A 23,648-nucleotide genomic window follows, 5' to 3' on the forward strand; every position below is an offset into this window, starting at 1 on the left:
ACGGCCCGACCAGCACGATCACCGTCGCGCACCAGCTGCACTACAGCCGCTTCACCGACCTCGCGCACGGCTGATCCGCGATCCCGGTCAGGGCCGGGAACATGGGCGCACGACAGCGCCCACGTTCCGGTCCGGGGAGCGACGCCGGGTACGGGGGGTGGGAGGACGCGGAGAGAGCCTCAGGTGGCGGGGCCCGGGCGCGGCGACGGAGTGCCGACCGCGGCGAGGACGAACGCGAGCAGTGCCATCACGATCCCCGTGCCGACGACCGGGACGGCCGCGCTGATCCCGCCGAGGACGATCAGCAACAGCCCGCTGACGAGCATCAGACACGGCGCGACTCCCGCATCGCGCATGCTGCGCCTGCGGATACCGGTCTGCGCGGCGCCGCCGCGGGCACGCGGACGGACATAGGCCAGCTTCTGGAACAGGCGGGCGAGATGGGGATCGCTGCCGACGAGGTTGCGCTCGATGTCGGCCAGGACGCCGCGTTCGCGTTCGTTGAGCACGAGGACTCCGGGTATCACGGTCGGTCGGACGGTGCTTCGGGTCGATCCCGGCTCGGCGCTGATCCCGGAATCACACAGTCCGTCCAGGGTATGTGATCCAATCGTTATCTACGACTCGACCGTGGTGAACGTCGCTGATCGGAGCCTACAGCGCGTTGACTGACGTTCTCGGCGTACGCCCGAATGGGCGTCGTCACACCCCCGCGTGGGTGAGGATCAGCCGGGTGGCCGCTGCTGCGCGTTCAACGGTCGCGAGATGGGCCGCCGCCGGCAGTACCTCGAGCCGGGCACCCGGGATCGCCGCGGCGATCGTCGTCGCGTGCGGGTCGACGGGCGTGGCGAGGTCGTCCGCGCCGCCGACCACGAGCGTCGGAGCGACGACGGTGCGCAGCCGTTCCCGGCTGTCCAGCGCCCCGATGGCGGCGCAGCACCCGGCGTACCCGACGTCGGAGGTGCTCGCGATCCAGCCGACGGACTCCGCCACCACGTCCGGATGGGCCGCGGCCCAGTCCGGGGTGTACCAGCGCGCGACGACGGCGTCCGCGATCGACGCCGTGCCCTCGGCCAGGACCGCGGCGCGGCGCTCGATCCACGGCGTGCTGTCGGGGTACCACGACGACGTGCAGCACAGCGTCAGCGTCCGGACGCGCTCGGGATGTTCGGCGGCCACGTACTGCCCGATCATCCCGCCCAGCGAGAGCCCGCAGTAGTGGAACCGGTCGACGCCGAGCGTGTCGAGGGTCGTCACGACGTCGTCGGCGAGGTCGGCCATCGAGTAGTCGCCCGCGGGTGCGGGCGAACCGCCGTGGCCGCGGGGGTCGAGCCGGACCACCCGCATCCGGCGCCCGAGCTCGGGGATGTTGGGGCGCCACATGTCGAGCGTGCTGCCCAACGACCCGATCAGCACCAGCACCGGTGCGTCGGCCGCGTCGATCTCGGTGGGGCCGTCGATCACGTGGTGCAGGGTGACGCTCATACCGCGGAGCCTGCCACGCCGTCGCCGGCCGTCCCCGGGGCGGGCGGGCGCAGCGACCGCACGACGGCCAGCTCCTCGGCGGTGGGCGCGGGCGTCGTCACGACCTCGGGCGCAACCTGCAGGTCCCAGCCCGTCTCCGCGCGTACCTGCTCGACGTCGACGCCGGGATGCAGTGCGGTCAGGACCAGCTCGACGGTCTCGGGATCCGGCTCGAGGACACCGAGGTCGGTGACGACCCGGACGGGGCCGCGCCCGCGCAGGCCCAGGAGCGCCCGGTCGTGCGGTCCGGTGCCGTGGCCGACGGCGGTGACGAAGTCGACCTGCTCGACGAACGAGCGCAGCCGGTGCGGGAGCAGGACGACGACCTCGCCGCACCACGCCGCCGCCTCCGCGGTCGCGCCGCCGCCGGGCAGCCGTTCGGTCGGCTCGTCGTACTCACCGAGGACGGTCGCGTTGAGGTTGGCGTGGCGGTCGATCTGCACGGCCGTCACGAAGCCGACGTCGACGCGACCGGCCTGCACCCAGCCGTCGATCTCCGCCGGGGCGACGACGGTGAGGGCTGCGTCCAGCACCGACCGCTCGGTGAGCGCGCCGTCGTCGAGCCGGACGTCGACCGCGCCGGACCGGTCGAGGACCGTCGTCCGCGGGGCGTGCGTGCGCCGGGCCAGCTGGGCGGCCACCGCCCCCGGCCCGTCGCCCTCGACGAGCACGACCTGCCTGTCCCGGACCGCCCGGGCGGCGACGACGGCCATGAGCTCCTCAGCGGTGCAGGGCGCGATCTCGACGTCCGGCGCGGTCATCGGGGCTCTCCGAGTCCGTCGAGCCACGCCGTGAAACGGTCGCGGTCGGCAGCGAGCTCGGCCCAGCCGGCGTCGCGCGGCTCGTCGTCCTGCGGCGGGACGACGGCGATCGCGGTCAGGAACGCGCCGGGCACGACGACGGCGCCCGGTGCCGGGTCGAGGGCGTCGACGACCTCGTCGACGGTGACCAGTGCGCTGCGGGCCGCGAACACGGCCTCCCGGCGCAGCCCGAGGGGGACGGCGAGCTGCACGTTCCCGGCGCGATCCGCCTGTCGTGCGTGGACGATCGTGACGTCGGGCGCGAGCGCGGCGACCGCCGCGACGATCACCCCGGTGAAGGGGCAGCGGACCGTCGCCATCGTGTCGGTGTGGTGGGCGAGATCGGAGCCGGTGTCCCGAAGGACGCCGAACGGGAGCCCGCTCGCCGCCGCGCCGTAGCGGGCGGCGAGTGCCGGGGTGGAGTGCTCTTCCAGGCACAGCGGGCGCGGCCACTGCCGCGACAGCGCGTCGCGGAACCGGGGCGGCGGGCGGTCGCCCGGCCCGTCCGCGCGCGCGAACACCAGCGAGCCGACGCAGCCCGCGCCGACGAGCCGGTCGGCCAGTGCGTCCGCGGTGCTGCGGACGACCCTCAGGTCACGACGTCGGTACCGCACGATTTCGTGCGCCGCCGCGTAGGGGGCGAGATCGCCCGTGCCCTCCAGCGCCACCGTGGCACCGTCGCGGACGAGCTCGCCCACCACCGCCGACAGCTCCACGATCTCCGGCACGAGCGCACGCTAACCCTGCGCGGGGCGTCCGGCAACGCGTCGCACCTCGGGTGGACGTCCGTCCTGGACAGACGTATTAGACGTACGTATGAATCAGGACGATCTCGAGGCGAGCTTGGCGATCCGGCCGGCCAGCCGCGACCAGAAGCCCGGCTCGCGGGCCGCGGTCCCGAAGGTGACGACGGGATGGCCGTGGCGCGGATCGACGGCGTTGACCAGCAGCGGTGACGGCTCCGTCGGCGCGGTGAGCGAGCGCACCGCGGCCGTGATGACCGCGAGGAGCGGCACCGCGAGCAGCGCCCCGGCGATCCCGCTGATGACGACGCCGGCCGCCACCGACAGGACCACCGCGAGCGGATGCAGCGACACGGCTCGACCGAGCAGCAGGGGTTGCAGGACGTGTCCCTCGAGCTGCTGCACCGCGACGACGACGCCCAGGATGATCAACGCGGGGATGAGCCCGTTGGCCACCAGCGCGATCAGCACCGCGACCGCGCCGGTGACGACGGCGCCCACCGTCGGGATGAACGCGCCCAGGAACACCAGCGCCGCGAGCGGGACGACCAGCGGCACGCCCACCGCCCACAGTCCGATGCCGATGCCGACGGCGTCGACGATCGCCACGAGCACCGTCGCCCGGGTGTAGCCGACGAGCGAGGCGAACGCGCGCCTGCCCGCGACGTCGACCCGTTCCCGACGGGCCCGGGGGGCCGCCCGCAGCAGGAATCGCCAGATCCGCGGTCCGTCGTAGAGGAAGAAGATCAGCGAGAAGAGGGTCAACGCGAGGCCTGCGGCGATCTCGGTGACGGTCGCGGCCGTCGTCAGCGCGCCGGAGGTGAGGACGTCCCTGTTGTCGCGGATCGCCTGCTCGATCTGGGCGGGCAGATTGTCGAGCTGCGACGTCGGGATGCGCAGCGGTGGCCCGGCCAGTAGTTGCTGGACCGACTGGAAGCTCGCCGTCAGCTGGGCCTGCAGTGCGGGGAAGCCCGCGATGAAGGTGTTGATGACGAACGACAGCAGCCCGCCCAGCAACGCGATGCCGCCGATGAGGACGAGGAACGTCGCGGGTCCGCGAGGGACCCGGCGCGCGACCAGCCAGTGCACGACCGGGGCGAGCAGCGCCGAGAGCAGCACGGCGATCGCGACGGGCACGACGACCACGCGCAGCTCGATGATGACGAAGACGAGGAGCCCGAAGGCCGCCGCGATGATCAGCACTCGGGCGCAGACCTCGGACGTCACGCGCAGCGGTGTGGGGATCAGGTCGCTGCCGCGGACACCGGAGCGCCGGTTCGGCGCGGGCGGCGCCGCATCGGTGGCGGCGATCTCGGTGGCGTCGAGTTCGGTGGCGTCGAGTCCGGTGGCGTCGAGTTCCGGGGCGTCCGCAGTGGTGGCGTCGATCTCGGGTGTCCCGCGACCCGCCGCACCGGCACCCGTTCCGGCGTTGTCCCTCGCGCCGGTGTCCGCTGCGCCGGTTCCGGGTGCGCCGGCTGTCGGCGCGTCGGACGGCTCGGGCGTGGCGTCCGACCGTGCCCGGCTCTGCGCGGCCGGGACCCCGTCTGGTCCGGTTCGCGCCGTCTCCTCGCTCATGTCGCGACGGTATCGCCAGCGCGCGACGTCCGGGCCGGGTCAGCGGTCGCGGCACTCCGTCGGGTGCGGAGGGCGGGGTGCCCGGGAGGTCCGTGGAGGCCGGTGTCGGAGGTGGCGCGGGTGTCGGTGGTGGCGCGGGGGTCGCCGGCTCGGGGCGGGCGGGCCGGGTCTGCGGCTGCGGCACTCCGTCGGACGTGGACGTCGGGGTCCTGCGGTGGCCGGGCGAGGGCCGGGCCGGGGGCGGCGGTGCGGGGCATCGGGACCGGTACCCCGCCGGAGCCCGGGTCAACCGTGCGCACTGGGCCGGACGGGCAGCAGCACCCCCGCACCGGAGCAGCGCAGGCGACCCGGTTGGGACGTAGAGCCGAATTACACCCGTGTAGTTGACCTCTGTTCGAGATCACGATGCTCAGAACGAGGATCCACACGTAACGCTGGGTGAGAACGGACGAATCGCAGGGCGACCGCAGCGGCACCGCCGCGAGGGCTCGTGCGGGTCGCACCGTACGTCGCGTGGAGCCGACCCTCGGGCGGCGACACGCCGGGGCGAGGGGTCGATCTCCGACCTGACGTGCGCAATCGAGGGCGCCGGGCTGACGCCCACAGTCGATCCGCACTGTCCGGCCGAGCCGGTCCCGGCGCAGGTGAGGGGCTGCTCGACGCCGGTGGCGTGGATCAGTACCCGGCGACGGGAAGGTCTCGGATCGGCAACGACGGTCGTTGTCAAGGATCCGTGAGCGCGTGTTACGGGCCGCGAGGATGACACGTGCGTCGTCGACGGTCGCCCTCCGACACACTCGGGTACTCGACAGAGCGTGATCGTTTCGACGCGCCACTCGAACGAGCGAAAACGGCCGGAATCGCTGTAACGACGGCTCCGAGGCCGTTTCCCCGGGCGTGTGACCCCGTTGTGGGTGTCAGAGTGCGCCGAACGGCCCCACCTCTCGCGTCTGCTCGGAGGGACCGGTCCTGTGGCGCGCATCGCAGGGGAACGGACACGGAGGTGGGCGTGACGGATCAGATGAGGGGTGTCGGGGCGGTCGTCGCACGACGCCGCGTGATGCTCGGGGTCGAGGACAGCGGTCCCTTCCCGGGGCGGCACGCCAGCCGGACCGAGATCGCGGCGGAGACGCCGATCTTCCATTCGCTGACGGTCGGCGGATGGCGTAGCCGGCAGCACGAGCCTGCGGCCGAGCAGCCGCGGCGCCGCGCACGCACCTCGCGCGAGAGCGACCCGCTGACCGAGTTCCGCCGCGATCCGCTCACGGCGCCGGTCCCCGCGCAGGCCTACACGGCCGCCGCCGCGCAGGCGGCGCTGCGGACCGGTCGGCACGGGCTGCCCGAGGCCGGCGCGCGCGAGTCGCGCCGCGAGGCCCGCCGCGAGGGTGGCCGGCACAGCCGCTACGAGGCAGCGATGCGGTCCGGAGCGGCAATGGGCTGGTAGCCGAGCTGTGCCCCTCCGTCCGGTCGAACCGGGCAGGGCCGGGACGACGGGCCGGAGGGGATCGGTGATCTGCTGGGGAGCGGGTCACCTGCACGACGCGGGCCGGGTGCCCGTGACGACCGGAGGGGAGACCCGGTCGTCACGGCCCCGGCCTTCGCGCGCTACCCGGGACACCGCGCTACCTGGGCCGCGCTACCCGGACCGCGCCGCGCGAACGGCGTGTCGGCCCGCGCTTCCCGGACACCGCGCCGGGCCACGCTCCCATGCACTGGAACCACCGGAGCGTAGGAGTCAGGCCTGCGCGTGCAGCCGCCTCGCGACGGCCCGTGTCGCCGCGAACGCCGCGGGCGCGTCGACCCGGGTGGGCAGGCGCGCGTCGAGCACCTGCTCGCCCGCGACCCAGACGTCGCGCACGGCCCGCGCGCCGCCCGCCCACACCAGGTTCGACAGCAGCTGCGCGTCGTCGTCGGGATCGAGGAAGGCGGGATCGTCGAGGTCGATGTGCACGAGATCGGCCCAGCGACCGGTTTCGAGCGCGCCGATGTCGTCGCGCCCCAGTGCCTCGGCTCCGTCGCGGGTGGCGAGGAGGAGCAGGTCGGCGGCGGTGAGGGCCGCCGCGTCGTCGGTGCCGAGCCGGGCCAGCAGGCCGGCGAGCCGGGCCTGGTGCCAGAGGTCGAGATCGTCACCCGATGCCGGGCCGTCGGTGCCCAGCCCGACCCGCACACCCGCGGCCCGCAGCGCCGACACCCGCGCGATCCCCGCGGCGAGCTTGCCGTTGGAACCCGGGCAGTGCGCGACCGCGGCGCCGCGCCGGGCGAGCAGGGTGACGTCGTCGTCGGAGAGGTGGACGCCGTGCGCCGCGAGCAGCCGGCCCCCGAGCAGGCCGGACGCGTCGAGCAGCGCCGGGACCGACCCGTGCTCGGCGCGGATCTGCGCGTCCTCCTGCGCCGACTCGGCGACGTGGATGTGGACCAGCGCGCCGCGGTGCGCGGCGTGCTCCGCGACGGAGGCGAGCGCGGGGGCGGGCAGCGTGTAGGCGGCATGCGGGCCGTAGCCCAGCTCGATCCGCTCGCCCGGGCCATGACGCAGGCCGTCGGCGTCGATGCGCGCGGAGACGTCGTCGCGCATCTGTTCCCACGTTCCCAGGCGGTCCCAGCCGGGCGCGTCGATGATCCCCGGCGTGACGACGGCCCGCGTTCCGACGGCGAGGACCGCCTCGATCACGGCGTCCGTGAAGAAGTACATCTCGGTGCTGGTCGTGCACCCGGTCCGCAGCAGCTCGATGCAGCCCGACGTCATGCCCGCGCGGACGTCGTCGCCGGTCAGCCGGGCCTCCGCCGGCCACATCACCCCGGTCAGCCACTGCATGAGCGGCAGGTCCCCGCCCATCCCCCGCAGCACCGTCATCGGCGTGTGGCAGTGGGTGTTGACCAGACCGGGGATCAGCAGCCCGGGGAGTGCACGGACCGGCGCGGTGGACGCCGGCGCCTGCGCGCGCGGGCCGACCCAGCCGATCCGGCCGTCGGCGCGCACGTCGACGACCGCGTCACGCACGACGGGACAGCCCGCGCCACAGGTCAGCGCGACGGGCGCGGTGAGCCGGGCCGCCGTCACCGCCGGGGGTCGAGCAACGACCGCAGCGAGCGGAACGGCGGGAGCCACGCGCCGCCGTCGGGCAGCGTGTCGAGGGTCATGCGCGGCAACGGCTCGCGGAAGACGCCGTCGATGTCCTCGAGGTCGACGAACTCGAGGACCTCCGAGTTGAGCGCGAAGGTCGCGTACTCGCGGAAGCCGATGACGGTGACGCCGGCGCCCTTGGCGACCAGCTCCTCCAGCGGCTCGCGGAAGGCCCGCCCGTCGCCCGAGGCGACGACGACGTGCCGCAGCACGCCCTCGTCGGCACGCAGCTGGATGTGCCGCAGCATGTCCTCGTCGACGTCGGAGTCCTCGGTGGTCTTCGGCTTGGCGAAGACGGCGAAACCGACGTTGCGCAGCGCCTCGACCCACGGCCGCACGACCTCGGTGCTGCCGGGGACGACGTTGGTGAACACGGTGGCCTCGGCGGTCGCCTCCGGGCCGGCGAGGTCGAGCAGCCAGCGGCCGACGGCGTCGAACCGTGGCCGGAACGTCGACGTGGGGCGCGCGCCGAGCAGGGAGCCGAGGCTCATGTCCATGTTCGGTGCGTCCCAGACCAGCAGTACCCGGGGTGGCGGGGTTCCGCCGGACTCACTCATGCACGCGACCCTATCCGTGCCCCACCGTCGTCCGGTCCGAGGAACCCGCGCCCGTGCGCAGCACGTGCACGGTGCCGGTCACCGAGACGGTCGTCGCCTCGCCCGGGCGGGGCGCGCCGGCGTCGGCGGGGACACGGGCCGTCGCGGTGGTCCCGTCGGCCACGGCGAGCCGCACCAGCCGGGCGTGGCCGTGGAACTCGACTGCCACCACCAGCGCGGACACGCCGGGTTCCCCGAGCCTGACCTGCTCCGGCCGGACCACCGCCGTCACGACGCCCGGCCGTCCGGGACGGTGGCGGACCGGTCCGAGGGGGGTGTCGACGACGGCGCCGTCGCTCTCGCCCCGCAGCAGGGTCGCGGCGCCGACGAACCGGGCCAGCCACTCCGTCGCCGGTGCGGAGTAGAGGATCTCGGGCTCGTCGTCCTGCACGATCCGGCCCTCGTGCAGGACGGCGACGCGGTCGGAGACGGAGAACGCCTCGTCCTGGTCGTGGGTGATGAGGATGGCCGCGGTGCCCGCGGCGCGCAGCGTGGCGACGACGTCGGCGCGCACCGCGGCCCGCAGCCCCGCGTCGAGGTTGGCGAAGGGCTCGTCGAGCAGGACGACGGCCGGTTCGGGCGCCAGCGCCCGGGCCAGCGCCACCCGTTGGCGCTGCCCGCCGGAGAGCTCGTGCGGCATGCGGCCGGCGAGCCCGTCGAGCTCCAGGCGGGCGAGCAGCTCCGCCACCCGCGTCGCCCGTTCCGGGCCGCGCAGCCGGCGCAGCCCGTAGCCGACGTTGCGCGCTACCGTGAGATGGCCGAACAGCGCACCCTCCTGCGGAACCAGCCCGATGCCGCGGTGCTGTGGCGCGACCCGGGCGAGGTCGCGGCCCCGCATCTCGACGGTGCCGGTCGCCACCGGGTGCAGTCCGGCCACGGTGCGCAGCAGCGTCGTCTTCCCGCTGCCGCTCACGCCCAGGACGCTGACGAACTCACCGGCGTGCACGTCGAGGTCGACGTCGCGCAGGACGAGCGGGCCGCGCCGTCCGCCGTACCCGGCGGACACCCCGCGCACCCGCAGGACGATCCCGTCGCCGGTCACCGGCGCCGCCCCCGCTCGGACAGGAACCACGCGGGCACGCTCGCCACGAGGACCAGCAGCAGCGCCGCGGGTGCGGCGGCGCCGTAGGCCCCCATCGAGGTGTGCTGCCACAGGTCCGTCGCCAGGGTGTCGAGTCCGATGGGCCGCAACATGAGCGTCGCCGGGAGCTCCTTCATCGTCGTGACCGCCACGAGCAGGCCGCCCGCGGCGATCCCGGGCCAGGCCTGACGGCCGGTCACCGCGAACCACGTCCCCAGCGCGGACCGGCCGAGCGTGCGGGAGACCTCCTCGACCGACGTCGGCACCCGTTCGACGGCGGCCCGGGTCGCGCCGACCGCCTTGGGCAGGAACAGGACCGCGTAGGCGAAGACCAGCACCGGCGCCGTCTGGTAGAGCGCGGGGAGCAGGCCGAGGGACAGGAACACCAGCGCCAGCCCGACGACGATGCCCGGCAGCCCGTGGCCGAGGTATGCGAGCGACTCGACGACGCCGACCGATCGCCCCCGGTACCGGGCCGCCAGCACGCCCACCGGGACGGCGAGCACCACGACGAGGGCCGCGGCCGCGGCCCCCAGGGCCAGCGTCGTGACGGCGCTGCGGGCCAGGTCCACCCAGTCGGGCGCCGTCCCCGCCCGCAGGATCCGGCTCGCCAGGACGGCAGGCGGCAGCAGCAGCGACAGCGCGGCGACGGCGGCGAGCCCCGTCGCGGTCGCGGCCGTCGCCCACGGGCCCAGGGACACGGGGTCGGCCCGCCGGGTCGCGACGACCGCACGGCCGGCCGTGGCCCGCCGCCGCACCCGGCGTTCGGCCAGCACCATCGCCAGCGCGAACGCCGTCAGGACCAGCGCGAGGACGGCGGCGGTGACGCGGTCCAGGGTGCCCGTGTAGGAGGCGTGCACCGCCCAGGTGAGGGCCTGGTAGCGCAGCAGCGCGATCGCGCCGAAGTCGGAGAGCGTGTAGAGCGCGACGAGCAGCGATCCGGCCAGCGCCGCGGGCAGCACCTGCGGGAGCGTCACCGTCGCGAAGGCCGCGACCGGGCCGCGGCCCAGCGTCCGCGCCACGTCCTCGGGCCCGGCGTCGGCCAGCCGCAGTGCCGCCAGCACCGGGATCGTGACGTACGGCGTGCACGCCAGCACCATCACCCCGACGACCGGCCAGAACCCGTTGAGGCCCGGCCACGCGGCGAGCCAGGCGAACGCCGTGATGTACGACGGGATCGCCAGCGGCAACGAGGCCAGCACCCACCAGAGGCCCGGCGCGGGCAGTCGGATGCGCACGACGAGCACGGCCGTCGTGACGCCCAGGACGAGGCAGCCCAGACACACCGCCGCGACGAGCAACACCGTGTTCGCGGCGAGCTCCCAGGTCCGCGGCCGGGTGAGCACGGCGACGACGCGGTCACCACCTGCCTGGCCCGCGCGCACGACGAGGTAGACCAGCGGAAGGGCGGCGAGGACGGCGACCGCCGCCCCCGCCGCGAGCAACGGTCCGGGTGGACGGTGCCCCGTCCACCCGGACCGCGGGTTCGGCCGCGCGGTCAGACGAGACCCTCCTGCGTGAGCATCTCGACCGTCGTCCGGACCGACGACAGCTGGGCCAGGTCGATGTCCGGGCCACCGAGGCGGTCCAGCGGCGGCACGGCCTTCGGCGCGCCGGCGCCCGCGACGAGCGGGTACTCCGCCGTCTTCTCCGCGAAGTACTTCTGGGCCTGCGGCGACACCAGGAACTTCACGAACTCGGCCGCCTCCGGGGACTGCGCCGCACCCTTCAGGATGCCCGCCCCGGTCACGTTGACCAGCGCGCTCACCGAGCCGGGGTCGCCGAACTTCAGCTGTGCGCGCAGCGTCGTCGGGTCGGTCTCCGACCGGGCCCAGTAGTAGTGGTTGATCAGGCCGAGACCCGCGGTGCCCGCGTTGACGGCCTCGAGGATCGCGGTGTTGTTGCGGTGGATCTGCGGCTCGTTGGCCTTCAGCCCCTGCACCCAGGCCCGGGCGGCCTCCTCGCCCGCGGTCACGCGCAGTGCGGTGACGTGGGCCTGGAACGAGGCGTTGGTCGGTGCGATCGCGATCTTGCCCTTCCACTGCGGCTGGACCAGCTCGGTGATGTCGCCGGGCACCTGGTCGGCCGCGTACGTCCGGCTGTCGTAGGCGATGACGCGGGCCCGGCCGGTGAGACCGACCCACGACCCGTCCTTCGACGTGTAGTTGGCGGGGACGGCCGAGGTCACGTCGGCCGGGAGCGTGGTGAGGTGGCCGGCGGCGGCGACCGCTCCGAGGGCACCCGACTCCTGGGAGAGGAACACCTGCGCCGGCGTGCGGTCACCCTCCTCGAGCAGCTGGGCCGCGAGCTCGGTGGTCGACCCGTACCGGGTCTCGACCTTGATCCCCGACGTCTGTTCGAACTGCTTGATCAGCTCTCCGACGAGTGCCTCCTCACGACCCGAGTAGACGACGAGCGTCCGGTCGCCGGAGGCCGCGGTGGTCGCGGGGGCGGCGGGTGTTGAGCCGCCGCCGCAGGCCGAGAGGGCCAGAGCCGCGGTGAGCGCGCCGGCCAGGAGGGCCAGCCGTCGCCGTGGTGTGGACATCGCAGGTGCACCTGTTTCTTCGGACGAGGGGTGGGGAGGAATTAGGTGAGGCTAAACTTCCGGTATGTCCGAGTCGTCCCCCCAAAATTCGGGGGTGCACACGCCCAACGGCCACGCTCGCGGCACCGCGCGCCGCCGGTCGGTCTTCGTGCTCGACGACCATCGGGTCTTCACCGACATGCTGTCGTTGACCCTCGGCATGCAGCCCGACCTGCGCTGCGTCGCGGTCGCCCACTCGCTCGCCGACGCGGCCCGCGTCACGGAGACCACCGAGTTCGACGTCGCCATCGTCGACCTGCAGCTGCCCGACGGCGACGGCCTCTGCCTGCTGCCCCGGCTGCGCACACTGCGACCGCACGTGCGCACCGTCGTCCTGACCGCGCACCCCCGGCCCGACGCCGCCGCGCGGGCGTTCGCCGAGGGCGCCGTGGCCTTCCTGCCCAAGGACGGCGCGCTGAGCGAGATCCTCGGCGCCGTCCGGGGCGGCGCCCGCGAGGTCACCGACGACCCGGCTCCCGCGCCCAACCTCACCGGCCGCGAACACGACGTGCTGCGCGCACTCGCCCGCGGCCTCGACGCCCACCGCATCGCGGGCGACCTCGGCATCTCCCTCTACACCACCCGCGACCACATCAAGATGCTGCTGGCCAAGCTGGGGGCGCACACCCAGCTCGAGGCCGTCGTCACCGCGCACCGGCTCGGCGTCGTCGAGCTCGACGGTCCCCGCTGACGTGCGGCCGGTCGTCCGCCGGGAACTCGTCCGGCACGCCGTCCTCACCGCGGTCGTCGCGGCCGTCCTGTCGGCGATCACCGTCGGCGGGCTCTGGCTGTTCGCCAACGGCGAGGCCCACCGCACCGCCCGGGACGTCGCCGGCCGCGTCGCGACCGCCGTCGGGGTCGCCCTCTCCGCGCACCACTACGACCCCGTCCACCCGACCTCCCGCGACGAGATCCTCCGCGGCCTCGCCCCGTTCGTGGACTCGGGAATGCTCGCGCGGGTCAAGATCTGGCGGGTCGTCGGCGACCAGGTGCAGGTCGTGGTGTCCGACGAGCCACGCATCGAGGGCGAACGCCGCCGCTTCGACGCCGATCTCGCCCGCCGGCTCGACGCGGGCGAGATCGTCGTGCTGCGGGTCCCCGACGATCCCGAGCACCGCTACGAGCGGGCCGAGGACCGCGCCCTGCTGGAGGCGTTCGTCGGCTTCCGCGACGCGTGGGGCGTGCCCATGCGACTCGAGGTCTACGTGCCGGTCGACACCGCCGCGACCGTCCGCAGCGCGATGGCGCACCTGTTGCCGCTCGTGATCGGGAGCCTGCTCGTCCTCGCCGCCGCGACCGTCCCGATCACGCTGTCGCTGGCCCACCGCGTGGAACGCGACCAGCGGGAGCGGCAGGCCGTGCTGCACTACGGCCTCGCCGCCTCCGAACGCGAGCGCCGCGAGCTCGCCCAGGTCCTGCACGACGGCGTCGTCCAGGACCTCGCCGGCACCGGGCTGCTGCTCGACGCGCTGCTGCTCGACGAGACCGACGGCGGGCGCCGCGAGCTGCTCGGCCGCGCCCACGGGCTCGTGGAACGCGACGTCGGACTGCTGCGCGGCCTGCTCACCGAGCTCGCGCCCGGAGGACTGGGCATCCCCGACATCCGGACGTCGCTGCAGGAGCTCGCCGCCGAGCACGAGCGCGGCGCGGCCGGAACGCCGCTGGAGACGACCGTCGACGTCGCCGACGAGCCCGACGCGCAGGTCGTCGCCCTCCTGCACCGGATCGGCCGGGAGCTGCTGCGCAACGCCGTCCGCCACGGCGCGCCCGGCGTCGTGCGGGTCGCCGTCGACACGCCCGGGCCGGGGCGGGTGCGGATGACCGTCACCGACGACGGGCGCGGGTTCGACCCGACCGCGCCCCCGGGGGACGGGCACGTCGGCCTGCGACTGGTGGCGCTGGCCGTCGAGGAGCGCGGCGGGACCCTCGACGTGCGCAGCGCGCCCGGCGACGGGACGGTCGTCGAGGTGACGCTGCCCGCCCGGCTGCCGGAGCTGCTCCCGTCACCCCTCGGATCCCCGGAGCGCTGACCGGGCAGACTGTCGTCCGTGCCTGCCCCCGAGAACTCCGCCGCCGATGCGCTCCGGGTCGCCCGGGACGCGGCGGCCGCGATGGAGCACGCCGACGTCGCCGCCCGGGAGGCCGGGGTCCGGCTGGTCGACGTCGGCCCGGGCCGGGCCGTCACGGCGTTGACCGTGACCGAGAAGCACCTCAACGGGCACGGCATCTGCCACGGCGGATACGTGTTCCTGCTGGCCGACGCGGCGTTCGCGTACGCGTGCAACAGCTTCGGGGTGTCCACGGTCGCCGCGGGCGCCGACGTCGCCTTCCTGCGGCCGGCCGCGAGCGGCGACGAGATGGTCGCCGAGGCGTGGCACCGCGCCGGGTCGGGACGGTCGGGCATCTACGACGTCACCGTCCGCGTCGGCGACACTGTGATCGCCGAGTTCCGTGGCCGGAGCCGGACGGTTCCCGGCCTGGCCGCGCCGCCCCCCGCGCCGGCCTGACCTCCGTCAGCCCGCGGTCGGCGGGTCGAGCAACGGGTCGGCGCCGGGCGGCAGGAACGCCGGGCGCTCGTCGGGGCGCGGGTCGTCGTAGTAGCGGTGGAACACCTTGGTCTGCCCGCCCGAGAGCGGCGGCACGATCCACGTCCAGTCGGCCGGGCAGGACCGGCCGGCCTTCTCCTCCTTCTCGACGTGGATGAGGAAGCGCTCGGACTCCGTGTGGTGGTCGGCCATCGTGACCCCGGCCGCGTCGAACGAGTGCTGCACCGCCCGGGTCAGCTCGACGAGGGCGCGGTCGCGCCACAGCGTCCGCACCGAGCTCGTGTCCAGGCCCATCCGCCGCGCGACCGCCGGGAGCAGGTCGTAGCGGTCGTCGTCGGCGAGGTTGCGGGCACCGATCTCCGTGTTGAGGTACCAGCCGTTGAACGGTGCGGCCGGGTAGCGAACGCCGCCGACGACGAGGGGCATGTTGCTGATCGCCGGTACCGCGTGCCAGCGCAGCCGCAGGTCGGCGAACCACGCGAGGTCTGGGTGGGTCAGCGGGACCTCGAGGACGGCGTCCTCCGGCAGGTCGAACAGCTGCGGGCGACCGTCGGGACCCGACACGAGCAGGGGCAGCACGTCGAACCGGCCGCGGGGCTCGGGACGCCGCCAGCCGAGACGTTCGACGAGGTCGGTGAAGTCGGCCAGCCGGGGGTCGCCGCGCACGATGCCGTCGGGGAGCCGGTGCCCGGCATAGCGGATGAGCTGCTCGTTGTGGATGCGGGGCCCGGGGCGCTCGGGCACGTCAGGGGCGAACACCGTGATCGTCGACCGGATGCGACCGCCGCGCGTGGCCTCGCGCAGGTGCTCGATGCACTCGGCCGCGACGTCCGACGGTGCCGTGAGGTGCCTGCGGTCGCGGACGTGCAACGTCTTCCAGTACAGCCGCCCGATGCACCGGGCCGAGTTCCGCCACGCGACCTGCGCGCCGAACGCCAGCTCCCGGCTGGTGTGCCGGTAGGTCCCGGTGCTCGCGATCTCCTCGAGGACGGCCTCGCGCCTGCGCTCGTACCGCTCGCCCGCGGCGTCGGGCTGCTCGGCGTGGAACTGCTCCAGGAACTCGAGCGCCTCGTCCGGGTCGACGGGCCTGGGGCCGGTATCGGGCGTGCCCGCGTCGGGGCGGCCCCGACCGGTCATCGGGCAGTGCTGCTGCGGGACGAGGACGGCGTCGGTCTCCGGGGGGCCGTCCGACGATCGCTGACCACCGACCGCTGCGGTCAAGGATCGCCTCCGGGGAGTCACTCGATGGGTACAGGCTGCTACCTGAGTCTTTCTACTATGTGACTCTCGGTATGTCAGCCTTCGCCCATCAGTGATGCTTTTCGTACATCAGGTCCGATACTTCGCGACCTTCCGTGATCGCTCGCTGCTCGAACTTCGAGACCGGCCGCCAATCGGGCCGCGGCACGAAGCCGTTCGGACCGGCCTCGGGTGCGCGCTGCAGACGCCGTTCGGCGTCGGCGACATCGCGCATCTGGACGGCGTATTCCGCCCAGTCGGTCGCCATGTGCAGGATCGCCCCAGGCCGCAGGCGGGACGCGGCCAAACCGACGAAACCGGGCTGTACCAGGCGACGCTTCCGGTGCCGGCGCTTCGGCCACGGGTCGGGGAAGAAGATGCGGATGCCGTCCAGCGAATCCACCGGGATGCAGGCGTCCAGCAGGGCGACGGCGTCACCCCGCAGCAGGAGCAGGTTCGTCAGGTCGGACGACTCGACGCGCAGCAGGAGCTGTGCCAGGCCGGGCTCGAAGACCTCGACGGCCATGTGGTCGACGTCCGGCGCCGCGGCGGCGAGCGCCGCCGTCGACTCGCCCATCCCCGACCCGATCTCGAGCACCAGCGGTGCCGTGCGGCCGAACCAGGCGGGCGGGTCGTAGGGCTCGCGACCCTCGACGAGATCGGCGACGTCGCGGCCGTGCCGGTGCCACAACCGGTCCCACGCCGACTGCTGGCCCTCGGTGAGCCGGTTGCGCTGGTGGACGAAGCTCGGGATCCGGTCCGTCCGCGGCGCCGGCGCCGTCTCGGCTCCCACGGTCATCGTCTCCTTGCTCCCCCTGCTGGTCATCGTGACCGGCCGATTGTCCCCGACGCCGCCGTCGCCGCCGACGGGCCCCGTCGCCGTGGCGGCGCCACGACCGTGACCGAGCCGTGACCTTCGAAGCGTGGTACTACGCATCCGCGGCGCCCCGATGATCGCCATTCTCTGCGGTGTGTCCGATTCGCAGGTGTCAGACGACAGGCTGACCGCCGTCGCCGCCGAGCTCGGAAGGCTCGGCCGGCGACTCGACGATCTCGGCGTCGAACTGCTGGCGCTGCGTAGCTCGTCGCCGGGTCCCGCACCGGGCGGGGGGTCCGGAGCAGGACCCGGCGACGTTCTCACGGGCCCGTCCGGCGTCGGTGCCGCACCGGCGCCCGACCGGTCCGGCCCGCCCGCGTGGCCCGCGCCCCCGACCCGCCCCGGCCCGCCGGGGGTCGCGGGGACGCCGGGGGCCGCTGCGGCGCCGCGCTGGGTGGCCCCCGGACCCGTCGCGCCCCAGGGGCCGTGGCCGGGCCGTCCGCCGCGGGCGGCTGCGTCGCCCGCGGTGTTCGCGGGGACCGGTGCGCCCTGGACCCGGCCGGGACCGGCGGTGCCCACCGGCCCACCCGCGCCGCAGCGGCCCGGTTGGTGGGCGTCGCTCTCGGGAGCGCGGTTGCTCGCGTGGACCGGCGGCGGGGTCACGTTGCTCGGTCTCGTCATGCTCCTGGTGCTCGCCGCCTCGCGGGGCTGGTTCTCCCCCGTCGCCAGGCTCGTCGCCGGCGCCGTTCTGGGACTCGCGCTGCTCGGGCTCGCGGTGTGGCTGCACCGCAAGGAGTCCGCCCGCGCCGGAGCGGTCGCCGTCGCCGGGACCGGGGTGGCGGCGCTGTACCTGGTCGTCGCCTCGGGGACCGCGCAGTACCACTACCTGCCGGCCGCCGTCGGCCTCGTGCTGGGGCTGGTCGTCGCCGCGGGCGGGCTCGGGCTCGCCGACCACTGGCGCAGCCCGGCGCTCGCGATCGGCGCGGTGGTCGGCGCGGGGCTGCTGATGCCCGTCGTCACCGAGGGCTGGGGGCCGCTGCTGGCCGCGCTCACCGTCGTGCTGGAGATCGTCGCCGGGATCGTCGCGCTGCGCCGGGGATGGCCGTGGCTGCTCGTCGTCGGTGCCGCGTGGGCCGTCCTGTACGCGTCGCTGGCCGCAGGCGTGGCCGGGTCCGCCGAGCTGTGGCCGGCCGGTGCCGCGGCGGCTGCGGTGCTCGTCGTCGGGTGCGCTCTCGCGTTGTACGCGCTGGTCACGAGTTCGACGAACGCTCCGGCGTACGGCGTGCTCGCCTCCGCCGCAGTGCCGATGCTGGTCATGGGCGGCCGGCTCGACGGCTGGCGCGGTGCCGCCGTCGCCGGTGGCGCCGCGGTCGTGATGCTCGGTGTCGCGCTCGTCCCCCGTCTCGACCGCCCGGTGCGGATCGTCGCGCTGACGGTCGGTGCGGTGGCGCTGCTCGAGGCCACCGGACTGCTGTTCTCCGGGGATGTCGGCGTCGCCGTCATCGTCGGGGAGGGCATCGGGTTCGCGGTGGCCGCGGCGCTGCTGCGCAGCCGGCCCACCCTGCTGTTCGCGGCCGGCTTCGGCGTCATGGGCGTCCTCGGCGCGCTGGCCCTGCCGCTGCCGCCGGGTGTCCTCGCCGGGTACCCCGCGTCGCCCTTCACCCGTGGCGGTCTGCTGCAGACCGGCCCGCTGGTCACGGGCCTGATCGTCGCGGTGCTGACCGTCGGCCTGGCGGTTGCGATGCTGGTCGCGCTGGCGCGCACGGGCCTGCTCGGGTCGGGCGACGGCCGGGCGGCCATGTGGGTCGTCACCGGGCTGGTCGGGCTGTACGGGCTGACCGGGTTCGTCGTCGGCCTCGCGCTGCTCGTCTCGCCCGACCGGGGCGGGTTCGTCGCCGGGCACGCCGTCGTGACGGTGCTGTGGACGGTGCTCGCGCTGGTGCTGCTGGCGCGGGGCATCCGGAACACCCCGCTGCGCGTCGCGGGCCTCGTCCTGGTGGCCGCCGCGGTCGCGAAGCTGATCCTCTTCGACCTCGTCTCCCTCGACGGCCTCGCCCGCGTCGGGGCGTTCCTCGGTGCCGGGCTGGTGCTGCTGTTCGCCGGGGTGCGGTACGCGCGGCTCGTCTCCGAGGCCGAGACGGCGACCGGTCCGGCGACGCCGCCCACGGGGGTGGCCGCCCCGGCCGGGGGCCCGGAGCAGGCGGCGGGCGACGACGGGCGTGGCACCTGGGGACCGCCCGACGCCCGGACCTGATCGGATTCGCAGGCGCGAACCCGGTACGCGACGGGGTCCGGGCGCACGGGGCCGGATGCCACGGTGGGCACATGCCCGACCGGTATGCCGACGCGGTGCGCATGGCGCGCGCGGAACTGCGCGCCCGTCGCCTGGCCCTGCCCGGTCACGCCGCGGAGGTCCGCGCGGCGTGCAGCCTGGCGCGGGTCGCGGCGGCGGCCCGCTCGGCCACGGCGGTGGCGGCCCTGTCGGCCGAGCTGTTCGGCTACCTCGACCGCGCGGGCCGGGCCGACCGTGCGCTGCTGCCGCGGCGCGCGGCGGCGGCCGCCGAACGGATCGTCGCCGACGTGCTCGACCGGGCCGGCCAGGGGCTGGTGCCCGAGCTGCGGCGGATCGCCTCGGCGCGGGGGCTGCCGACCTCGGCCGGCGAGGGCTGGGTGCCCGGTCCGGTGCACGTCCTGATCCCGCCCGCCCCGCCGCCGCCGGGCCTCTGGCAGACGGCGGCGACGGGCGGCGCCCTGTGGCGCACCGCGCTGCTGCCGCTCGCCGGGCTGCCCGTGGTGGGGCTCCCGGCGGTGGCCGGGGGCGCGGGATCTCCCGCGGTCTGGGCGGGTGCGGCGGCCGGCGTGGTGACGCTGGTCGCCGCGGTCCTGGGGCGTCGCGGCGCTGCCGACCGCGAACGCTGGCGACGGTGGGTCCCGGGCGTCACGGCGTCGCTGCGGGCGGCCCTCGACTCGGCTCTGCTGACGGCGCTGCTGCACACCGAGCGGCAGGTCGTCGCCGCGCTGGACCCCGCCGTCGTCCGCCGGGCCGGGGAGATCGACGCGCAGCTGCGTGGGATGACGGGCCCGCCGGGGGAACGGGCGGCCCCCGCGAGAGAGGAGCAGCACACGTGACCGACCCTGCTGCCGTTCCCGACCCTGCTGCCGTTCCCGACCCTGCTGCCGTGCGGGATCCCGCTGCCGTCGACGATCTCGACGCACCGGATGCGCACACCCTCCCGGGCCTGCCCGTCGCCGGTGGTGCCGACACCGACGCCGACGGCCGCGCCGACACCGTGGCGGTGCTCGACGGACCCGACCTGCTGCTGCACACCGACCTCGACGGCGACGGGCTCGTCGACGAGGTCCTGCGGCTGGGCGCCGGGGTCCTGCCCGGTCTCGCGGACGCGCCCGACGAGGGCGGGTACGGCGGCGGGGACGGCGACGGCTGGTGGTCCTGGCTGCCCTGGTTCTCGGGTGGGGACGGCTCGTTCCGGTAGTCGATCTCGCCGTCGGTGCCCGTCGGTAGGTTGCGGGGGTGGCACCAGATCCGAGGATCGACCCGGCGTTCCGGGAGCTCCCGCTCGACGCGCTGGCCGACGCGGCGCTGCAGCGCGCCCGTGAGCTCGGCGCCGGGCACGCCGACGTGCGGGTCGAGCGGGCCGTCTCGCAGTCGATCGCCTTGCGCGACGGCGCCGTCACCGGGGTGTCCGACTCGACGTCGGTCGGCCTCGCGGTGCGCGTCGTCGTCGACGGTGTGTGGGGCTTCGCGTCGCACGTGGAGCTGACGGCGGAGCGGGCGGCGGCGACGGCCGAGCAGGCGGTGGCCGTGGCGCGGACGTTGGCCCCGGTGGCGCGCGAGCGGGTCGAGCGGGCCGACGAGCCGGTGTACCCCGCGGCCGAGTGGGTGTCGTCGTACGCGACGGACCCGTTCGCGGTGCCGACGCGGGAGAAGGTAGAGCTGCTCGCCGAATGGTCGCAGCGGCTGCTCGCGGCCGACGGGGTCGACCACGTGCAGGCGTCGGTCGGGCAGGTGCGGGAGACCAAGTTCTACGCCGACCTCGCGGGCACCCGGACGCTCCAGCAGCGGGTCCGGGTCGAGCCGGCCGTCACGGCGACGACGGTCGACCGGGCAGCGGGCGGCTTCGAGACGATGAGCTCGCTCGCCCCGCCCGCGGGCCGCGGCTGGGAGTACCTCACGGGCCAGGGGTGGGACTGGGACGGCGAGCTCGCCGCGATCCCCGAGCTGCTCGCGGAGAAGACCAAGGCGCCGACGGTGCAGGCCGGCCCGACCGACCTGGTGATCGACCCCACGAACCTGTGGCTCACCATCCACGAGTCGATCGGCCACGCCACGGAGTACGACAGGGCGATCGGCTACGAGGCCGCCTACGCCGGCACCAGCTTCGCCACCCCCGACAAGCTCGGCACCCTGCGCTACGGCTCACCGGTCATGCACGTCACCGGCGACCGCACCGTCGAGCACGGGCTGGCGACGGTCGGGTTCGACGACGACGGCGTCGCCACGGGCGAGTGGGACCTGGTGCGCGACGGGGTGCTCGTCGGGTACCAGCTCGACCGGACGTTCGCGCCGCGGCTGGGGCTGCAGCGGTCCAACGGCTGCGCCTACGCCGACTCCCCGCACCACGTGCCGATCCAGCGGATGGCCAACGTGTCCCTGCAGCCCGACCCGGACCGCGACACGACCACCGAGGACCTGATCGGGCGGGTCGACCGGGGCATCTACGTCGTCGGCGACAAGTCCTGGTCGATCGACATGCAGCGCTACAACTTCCAGTTCACCGGGCAGCGCTTCTACCGGATCGAGGGCGGCCGGCTCGCCGGCCAGCTGCGCGACGTCGCCTACCAGGCCACGACGACCGACTTCTGGGGGTCGATGGAGGCGGTCGGCGGCCCGTCGAGCTGGCGCCTCGGCGGCACGATGAGCTGCGGCAAGGCCCAGCCGGGCCAGGTCGCGCCGGTCAGCCACGGCTGCCCGTCCGCGCTGTTCCGCGGGGTCAACGTCCTGAACACGCAGGAGGAGGGCCGATGACCACGCTGTCGACCGCGCTCGCGCCGCAGGAGATCGTCGAGCGGGTGCTCGGGGCAGGCCACGGCGGCGCCGACCTCGCGGGCCGTGTCGTCGTGGTGTCGGAGACGAGCGAGGCCGCCGTGCGCTGGGCGAACTCGACGATGACCACGAACGGTCTCGGTACCTCCCGGCGGACGACGGTGATCTCGCTCCTGCGGGTCGACGGCGGCACGGCGGCGGGCGTCGTCAGCTCCGCGGTGTCGATCACCGACCCGGCGCAACTGGCCGACCTGGTCGCGGCGAGTGAGCAGGCCGCGCGCGAGGCCGGCCCGGCGAACGACGCCGCGGAGCTGCCCGCCGAGATCGTCGACGACCCGGCCTGGTCCGACGCCGCGGCGGCGACGTCGATCGGCGTCTTCGGCAACCTCGCGACCGGCCTGGCCGAGGTGCTGGGCGGGGACCTGCGGCAGTACGGCTTCGCCAGCCACTCGCTCACCACGGTCTGGCTCGGCACGTCGACGGGTGTGCGGCGACGCTGGGTGCAGCCGACGGGATCGGTGGAGCTCAACGTCAAGACACCCGACCTGGAGCGCTCGGCGTGGACGGCGACGGGGTCGCAGGACTTCACCGACGTCGACGTCGTCGCGCTCGCGGCCGACGCGGCGCGACGGCTGGAGTGGGGCGACCGGAAGGTGACGCTGCCACCGGGCCGCTACGAGACGCTGCTGCCGCCGTCGGCCGTCGCCGACCTGATGATCTACCTCTTCTGGTCGATGGAGGGCCGGGCGGCGCAGGAGGGGCACAGCGCGCTCTCGGGTCCCGACGGGGTGCGCGTGGGCGAGCGGCTCACCGACCTCCCGCTCACGCTGACCAGCGATCCCGCCGCCCGCGGCCTGGAGTACGAGCCGTTCGTGGTGGCGACGAGCTCGGGCGGCGGCACGAGCGTCTTCGACAACGGCGCACCGACCCGGGCGGTCGACTGGGTGCGCGACGGGGTCGTCAACGAGCTGGTGTACTCCCGTGCCGAGGCCGCCGAGTTCGGCACGGCGTTCACCCCCGCGGGCGACAACCTGCTCCTGCGGGGTGGCCCCTCGGGCACGGCGTCGTCGATCGACGAGATGGTCGCCGGCTCCGAGCGGGCCCTGTTGCTCACCTGCCTCTGGTACATCCGCGCCGTCGACCCGACGACGCTGCTGCTCACCGGCCTCACCCGCGACGGCGTGTACCTCGTGGAGAACGGCGAGGTGGTCGCGGAGGTCGACCACAACTTCCGGTTCAACCACTCCCCGCTCGACGTGCTGCGCGGCACCACGGAGGTCGGGGCCACGGTGCCGACGATCGGCCGGGAGTGGAAGGACTGGTTCACCCGCTCGGCGATGCCCCCGCTGCGCGTGCCGGACTTCAACATGTCGTCGGTGTCGCTGGGCCGTTGACGTGCAGGCGTGACGGCGCTGTCCCCGCTCACGGGCCGACGGGGAGCCACGACGACAGGTGTCGGCGCCGAGCGGTCGCGGGCCGCCCGGCGCCCGCGGCGGCCGTCACGGGTCGGCGCAGTGCGGCCACCGTCCGGCGCGCCTGTGTCCGCTGTCCGGCGTCATGCCTCACCCTGGACCCGCACGATGCACGCCGTCCTGGTACCCCGCCGATGCCGCCGCGGTCCCGTGAGCCGAGGGAGTTTCCGCCTGTGTCGTACGACGTGGTCAGCGCCTACACGCTGGTGATCGGTGACGACTCCGGCGAACCGGCGGTGAGCGTCCACGGATCGGCGGCCGAGGCCTGGCGGGAGCTCGACCGGGAGGTCCGCAGGCGTTCCCGGATGCGCCCGCGCCCGCGGCGGGTGGTCGACGAGGAGTCCGCGACGCGGCTGGCGTCGGCATGGCGGGCGGCCGATCCGGACACCCGGTTCTGGAACGTCACGGCCCACCGGCTGCCCATCCTGCTGCCGGTCATCGCGCGCGAGGCCGGGGCGGTGGCCGCGCGCGCCCGTTGAAGAGCG

At 74.8% G+C, this 23,648-nt stretch carries 22 protein-coding genes; 10 read left to right on the forward strand and 12 right to left on the reverse strand.

Going from position 1 to position 23,648, the window contains the following annotated elements; translation table 11 throughout:
- Positions 1-179: 179 nt before the first annotated feature.
- The 5 genes from PSD17_RS03480 to PSD17_RS03500 all read right to left on the reverse strand — a co-directional run bounded on the left by PSD17_RS03480 (position 180) and on the right by PSD17_RS03500 (position 4,642).
- Complete coding sequence (locus PSD17_RS03480) at positions 180-509, reverse strand: DUF3040 domain-containing protein (protein ID WP_013678620.1); 330 nt, start codon at positions 507-509, stop codon at positions 180-182.
- 193 nt (positions 510-702) lie between these two features.
- Positions 703-1,485, reverse strand: coding sequence for a 3-oxoadipate enol-lactonase (gene pcaD / locus PSD17_RS03485; RefSeq protein WP_103384581.1), 783 nt, complete (start codon positions 1,483-1,485; stop codon positions 703-705).
- Positions 1,482-2,285: a CoA-transferase subunit beta gene (locus tag PSD17_RS03490; RefSeq protein ID WP_339121495.1), complete on the reverse strand. Its 804-nt coding sequence runs from the start codon at positions 2,283-2,285 to the stop codon at positions 1,482-1,484. Before PSD17_RS03490 ends, pcaD begins: the two co-directional genes overlap by 4 nt.
- Positions 2,282-3,052, reverse strand: coding sequence for a CoA-transferase (locus PSD17_RS03495; protein WP_339121497.1), 771 nt, complete (start codon positions 3,050-3,052; stop codon positions 2,282-2,284). The genes PSD17_RS03490 and PSD17_RS03495 overlap by 4 nt, the downstream gene beginning before the upstream one ends.
- 93 nt (positions 3,053-3,145) lie before the next feature.
- Positions 3,146-4,642 carry an AI-2E family transporter gene (locus PSD17_RS03500; protein ID WP_339121499.1) on the reverse strand — a complete coding sequence of 499 codons (1,497 nt, stop codon included), beginning with the start codon at positions 4,640-4,642 and terminating at the stop codon, positions 3,146-3,148.
- A gap of 1,009 nt (positions 4,643-5,651) precedes the next feature.
- Here PSD17_RS03500 and PSD17_RS03505 point away from each other — a divergent pair.
- Complete coding sequence (locus PSD17_RS03505) at positions 5,652-6,086, forward strand: hypothetical protein (protein ID WP_013678615.1); 435 nt, start codon at positions 5,652-5,654, stop codon at positions 6,084-6,086.
- 291 nt (positions 6,087-6,377) lie between these two features.
- Here PSD17_RS03505 and PSD17_RS03510 read toward each other — a convergent pair whose 3' ends face one another.
- Genes PSD17_RS03510 through PSD17_RS03530 form a run of 5 tightly spaced genes read right to left on the reverse strand, consistent with a single transcriptional unit; the run spans position 6,378 to position 11,985 of the window.
- Complete coding sequence (locus PSD17_RS03510) at positions 6,378-7,700, reverse strand: amidohydrolase family protein (protein WP_339121501.1); 1,323 nt, start codon at positions 7,698-7,700, stop codon at positions 6,378-6,380.
- Positions 7,697-8,320, reverse strand: coding sequence for an NYN domain-containing protein (locus PSD17_RS03515; RefSeq protein ID WP_013678613.1), 624 nt, complete (start codon positions 8,318-8,320; stop codon positions 7,697-7,699). The genes PSD17_RS03510 and PSD17_RS03515 overlap by 4 nt, the downstream gene beginning before the upstream one ends.
- Positions 8,321-8,330: 10 nt before the next feature.
- Positions 8,331-9,431: an ABC transporter ATP-binding protein gene (locus tag PSD17_RS03520; protein ID WP_339121504.1), complete on the reverse strand. Its 1,101-nt coding sequence runs from the start codon at positions 9,429-9,431 to the stop codon at positions 8,331-8,333.
- Positions 9,398-10,885 carry an ABC transporter permease gene (locus PSD17_RS03525; RefSeq protein ID WP_339121505.1) on the reverse strand — a complete coding sequence of 496 codons (1,488 nt, stop codon included), beginning with the start codon at positions 10,883-10,885 and terminating at the stop codon, positions 9,398-9,400. Before PSD17_RS03525 ends, PSD17_RS03520 begins: the two co-directional genes overlap by 34 nt.
- Positions 10,886-10,938: 53 nt before the next feature.
- Positions 10,939-11,985 (reverse strand): iron ABC transporter substrate-binding protein, encoded by a 1,047-nt coding sequence (locus PSD17_RS03530; RefSeq protein WP_013678610.1) that lies wholly within the window; start codon positions 11,983-11,985, stop codon positions 10,939-10,941.
- 94 nt (positions 11,986-12,079) lie between these two features.
- On the opposite strand from PSD17_RS03530, the gene PSD17_RS03535 reads away from it, so the two are divergent.
- Genes PSD17_RS03535 through paaI form a run of 3 tightly spaced genes read left to right on the forward strand, consistent with a single transcriptional unit; the run spans position 12,080 to position 14,531 of the window.
- Positions 12,080-12,715 carry a response regulator transcription factor gene (locus PSD17_RS03535; protein WP_049803569.1) on the forward strand — a complete coding sequence of 212 codons (636 nt, stop codon included), beginning with the start codon at positions 12,080-12,082 and terminating at the stop codon, positions 12,713-12,715.
- A 1-nt stretch (position 12,716) separates the two neighbouring features.
- Positions 12,717-14,054 carry a sensor histidine kinase gene (locus tag PSD17_RS03540; RefSeq protein ID WP_339121509.1) on the forward strand — a complete coding sequence of 446 codons (1,338 nt, stop codon included), beginning with the start codon at positions 12,717-12,719 and terminating at the stop codon, positions 14,052-14,054.
- An 18-nt stretch (positions 14,055-14,072) separates the two neighbouring features.
- The gene (paaI, locus tag PSD17_RS03545) at positions 14,073-14,531 is read left to right on the forward strand and encodes a hydroxyphenylacetyl-CoA thioesterase PaaI (RefSeq protein ID WP_013678607.1); all 459 of its coding nucleotides are present in this window, start codon (positions 14,073-14,075) and stop codon (positions 14,529-14,531) included.
- 6 nt (positions 14,532-14,537) lie between these two features.
- On the opposite strand, the gene PSD17_RS03550 is transcribed toward paaI, so the two are convergent.
- Positions 14,538-15,791 carry a nitric oxide synthase oxygenase gene (locus PSD17_RS03550; protein WP_445260987.1) on the reverse strand — a complete coding sequence of 418 codons (1,254 nt, stop codon included), beginning with the start codon at positions 15,789-15,791 and terminating at the stop codon, positions 14,538-14,540.
- An 88-nt stretch (positions 15,792-15,879) separates the two neighbouring features.
- Positions 15,880-16,608 carry a tRNA (guanosine(46)-N7)-methyltransferase TrmB gene (gene trmB, locus PSD17_RS03555; RefSeq protein ID WP_339121511.1) on the reverse strand — a complete coding sequence of 243 codons (729 nt, stop codon included), beginning with the start codon at positions 16,606-16,608 and terminating at the stop codon, positions 15,880-15,882.
- Positions 16,609-17,197: 589 nt separating this feature from the next.
- Between trmB and PSD17_RS03560 the strand changes: the two genes are divergently transcribed.
- From PSD17_RS03560 to PSD17_RS03585, 6 genes are all read left to right on the forward strand, one after another.
- Positions 17,198-18,880, forward strand: a complete 1,683-nt coding sequence (locus PSD17_RS03560) for a DUF2339 domain-containing protein (protein ID WP_339121513.1) — start codon at positions 17,198-17,200, stop codon at positions 18,878-18,880.
- Positions 18,881-18,951: 71 nt separating this feature from the next.
- Entirely contained in the window at positions 18,952-19,755 is an 804-nt protein-coding gene (locus PSD17_RS03565; RefSeq protein WP_339121515.1) for a hypothetical protein, read from the forward strand.
- The gene (locus PSD17_RS03570; RefSeq protein ID WP_339121517.1) at positions 19,752-20,120 is read left to right on the forward strand and encodes a hypothetical protein; all 369 of its coding nucleotides are present in this window, start codon (positions 19,752-19,754) and stop codon (positions 20,118-20,120) included. The genes PSD17_RS03565 and PSD17_RS03570 overlap by 4 nt, the downstream gene beginning before the upstream one ends.
- Before the next feature lie 38 nt (positions 20,121-20,158).
- A complete protein-coding gene (locus tag PSD17_RS03575) occupies positions 20,159-21,673 on the forward strand; it encodes a TldD/PmbA family protein (RefSeq protein WP_013678601.1) in 1,515 nt (504 codons plus the stop codon).
- Positions 21,670-23,085 carry a metallopeptidase TldD-related protein gene (locus PSD17_RS03580; protein WP_339121519.1) on the forward strand — a complete coding sequence of 472 codons (1,416 nt, stop codon included), beginning with the start codon at positions 21,670-21,672 and terminating at the stop codon, positions 23,083-23,085. The genes PSD17_RS03575 and PSD17_RS03580 overlap by 4 nt, the downstream gene beginning before the upstream one ends.
- Before the next feature lie 251 nt (positions 23,086-23,336).
- Complete coding sequence (locus PSD17_RS03585; protein ID WP_013678599.1) at positions 23,337-23,642, forward strand: hypothetical protein; 306 nt, start codon at positions 23,337-23,339, stop codon at positions 23,640-23,642.
- Positions 23,643-23,648 lie beyond the last annotated feature (6 nt).

The sequence above is a fragment of the Pseudonocardia sp. D17 genome (genome assembly GCF_036984265.1).
Lineage (GTDB): Bacteria > Actinomycetota > Actinomycetes > Mycobacteriales > Pseudonocardiaceae > Pseudonocardia > Pseudonocardia benzenivorans.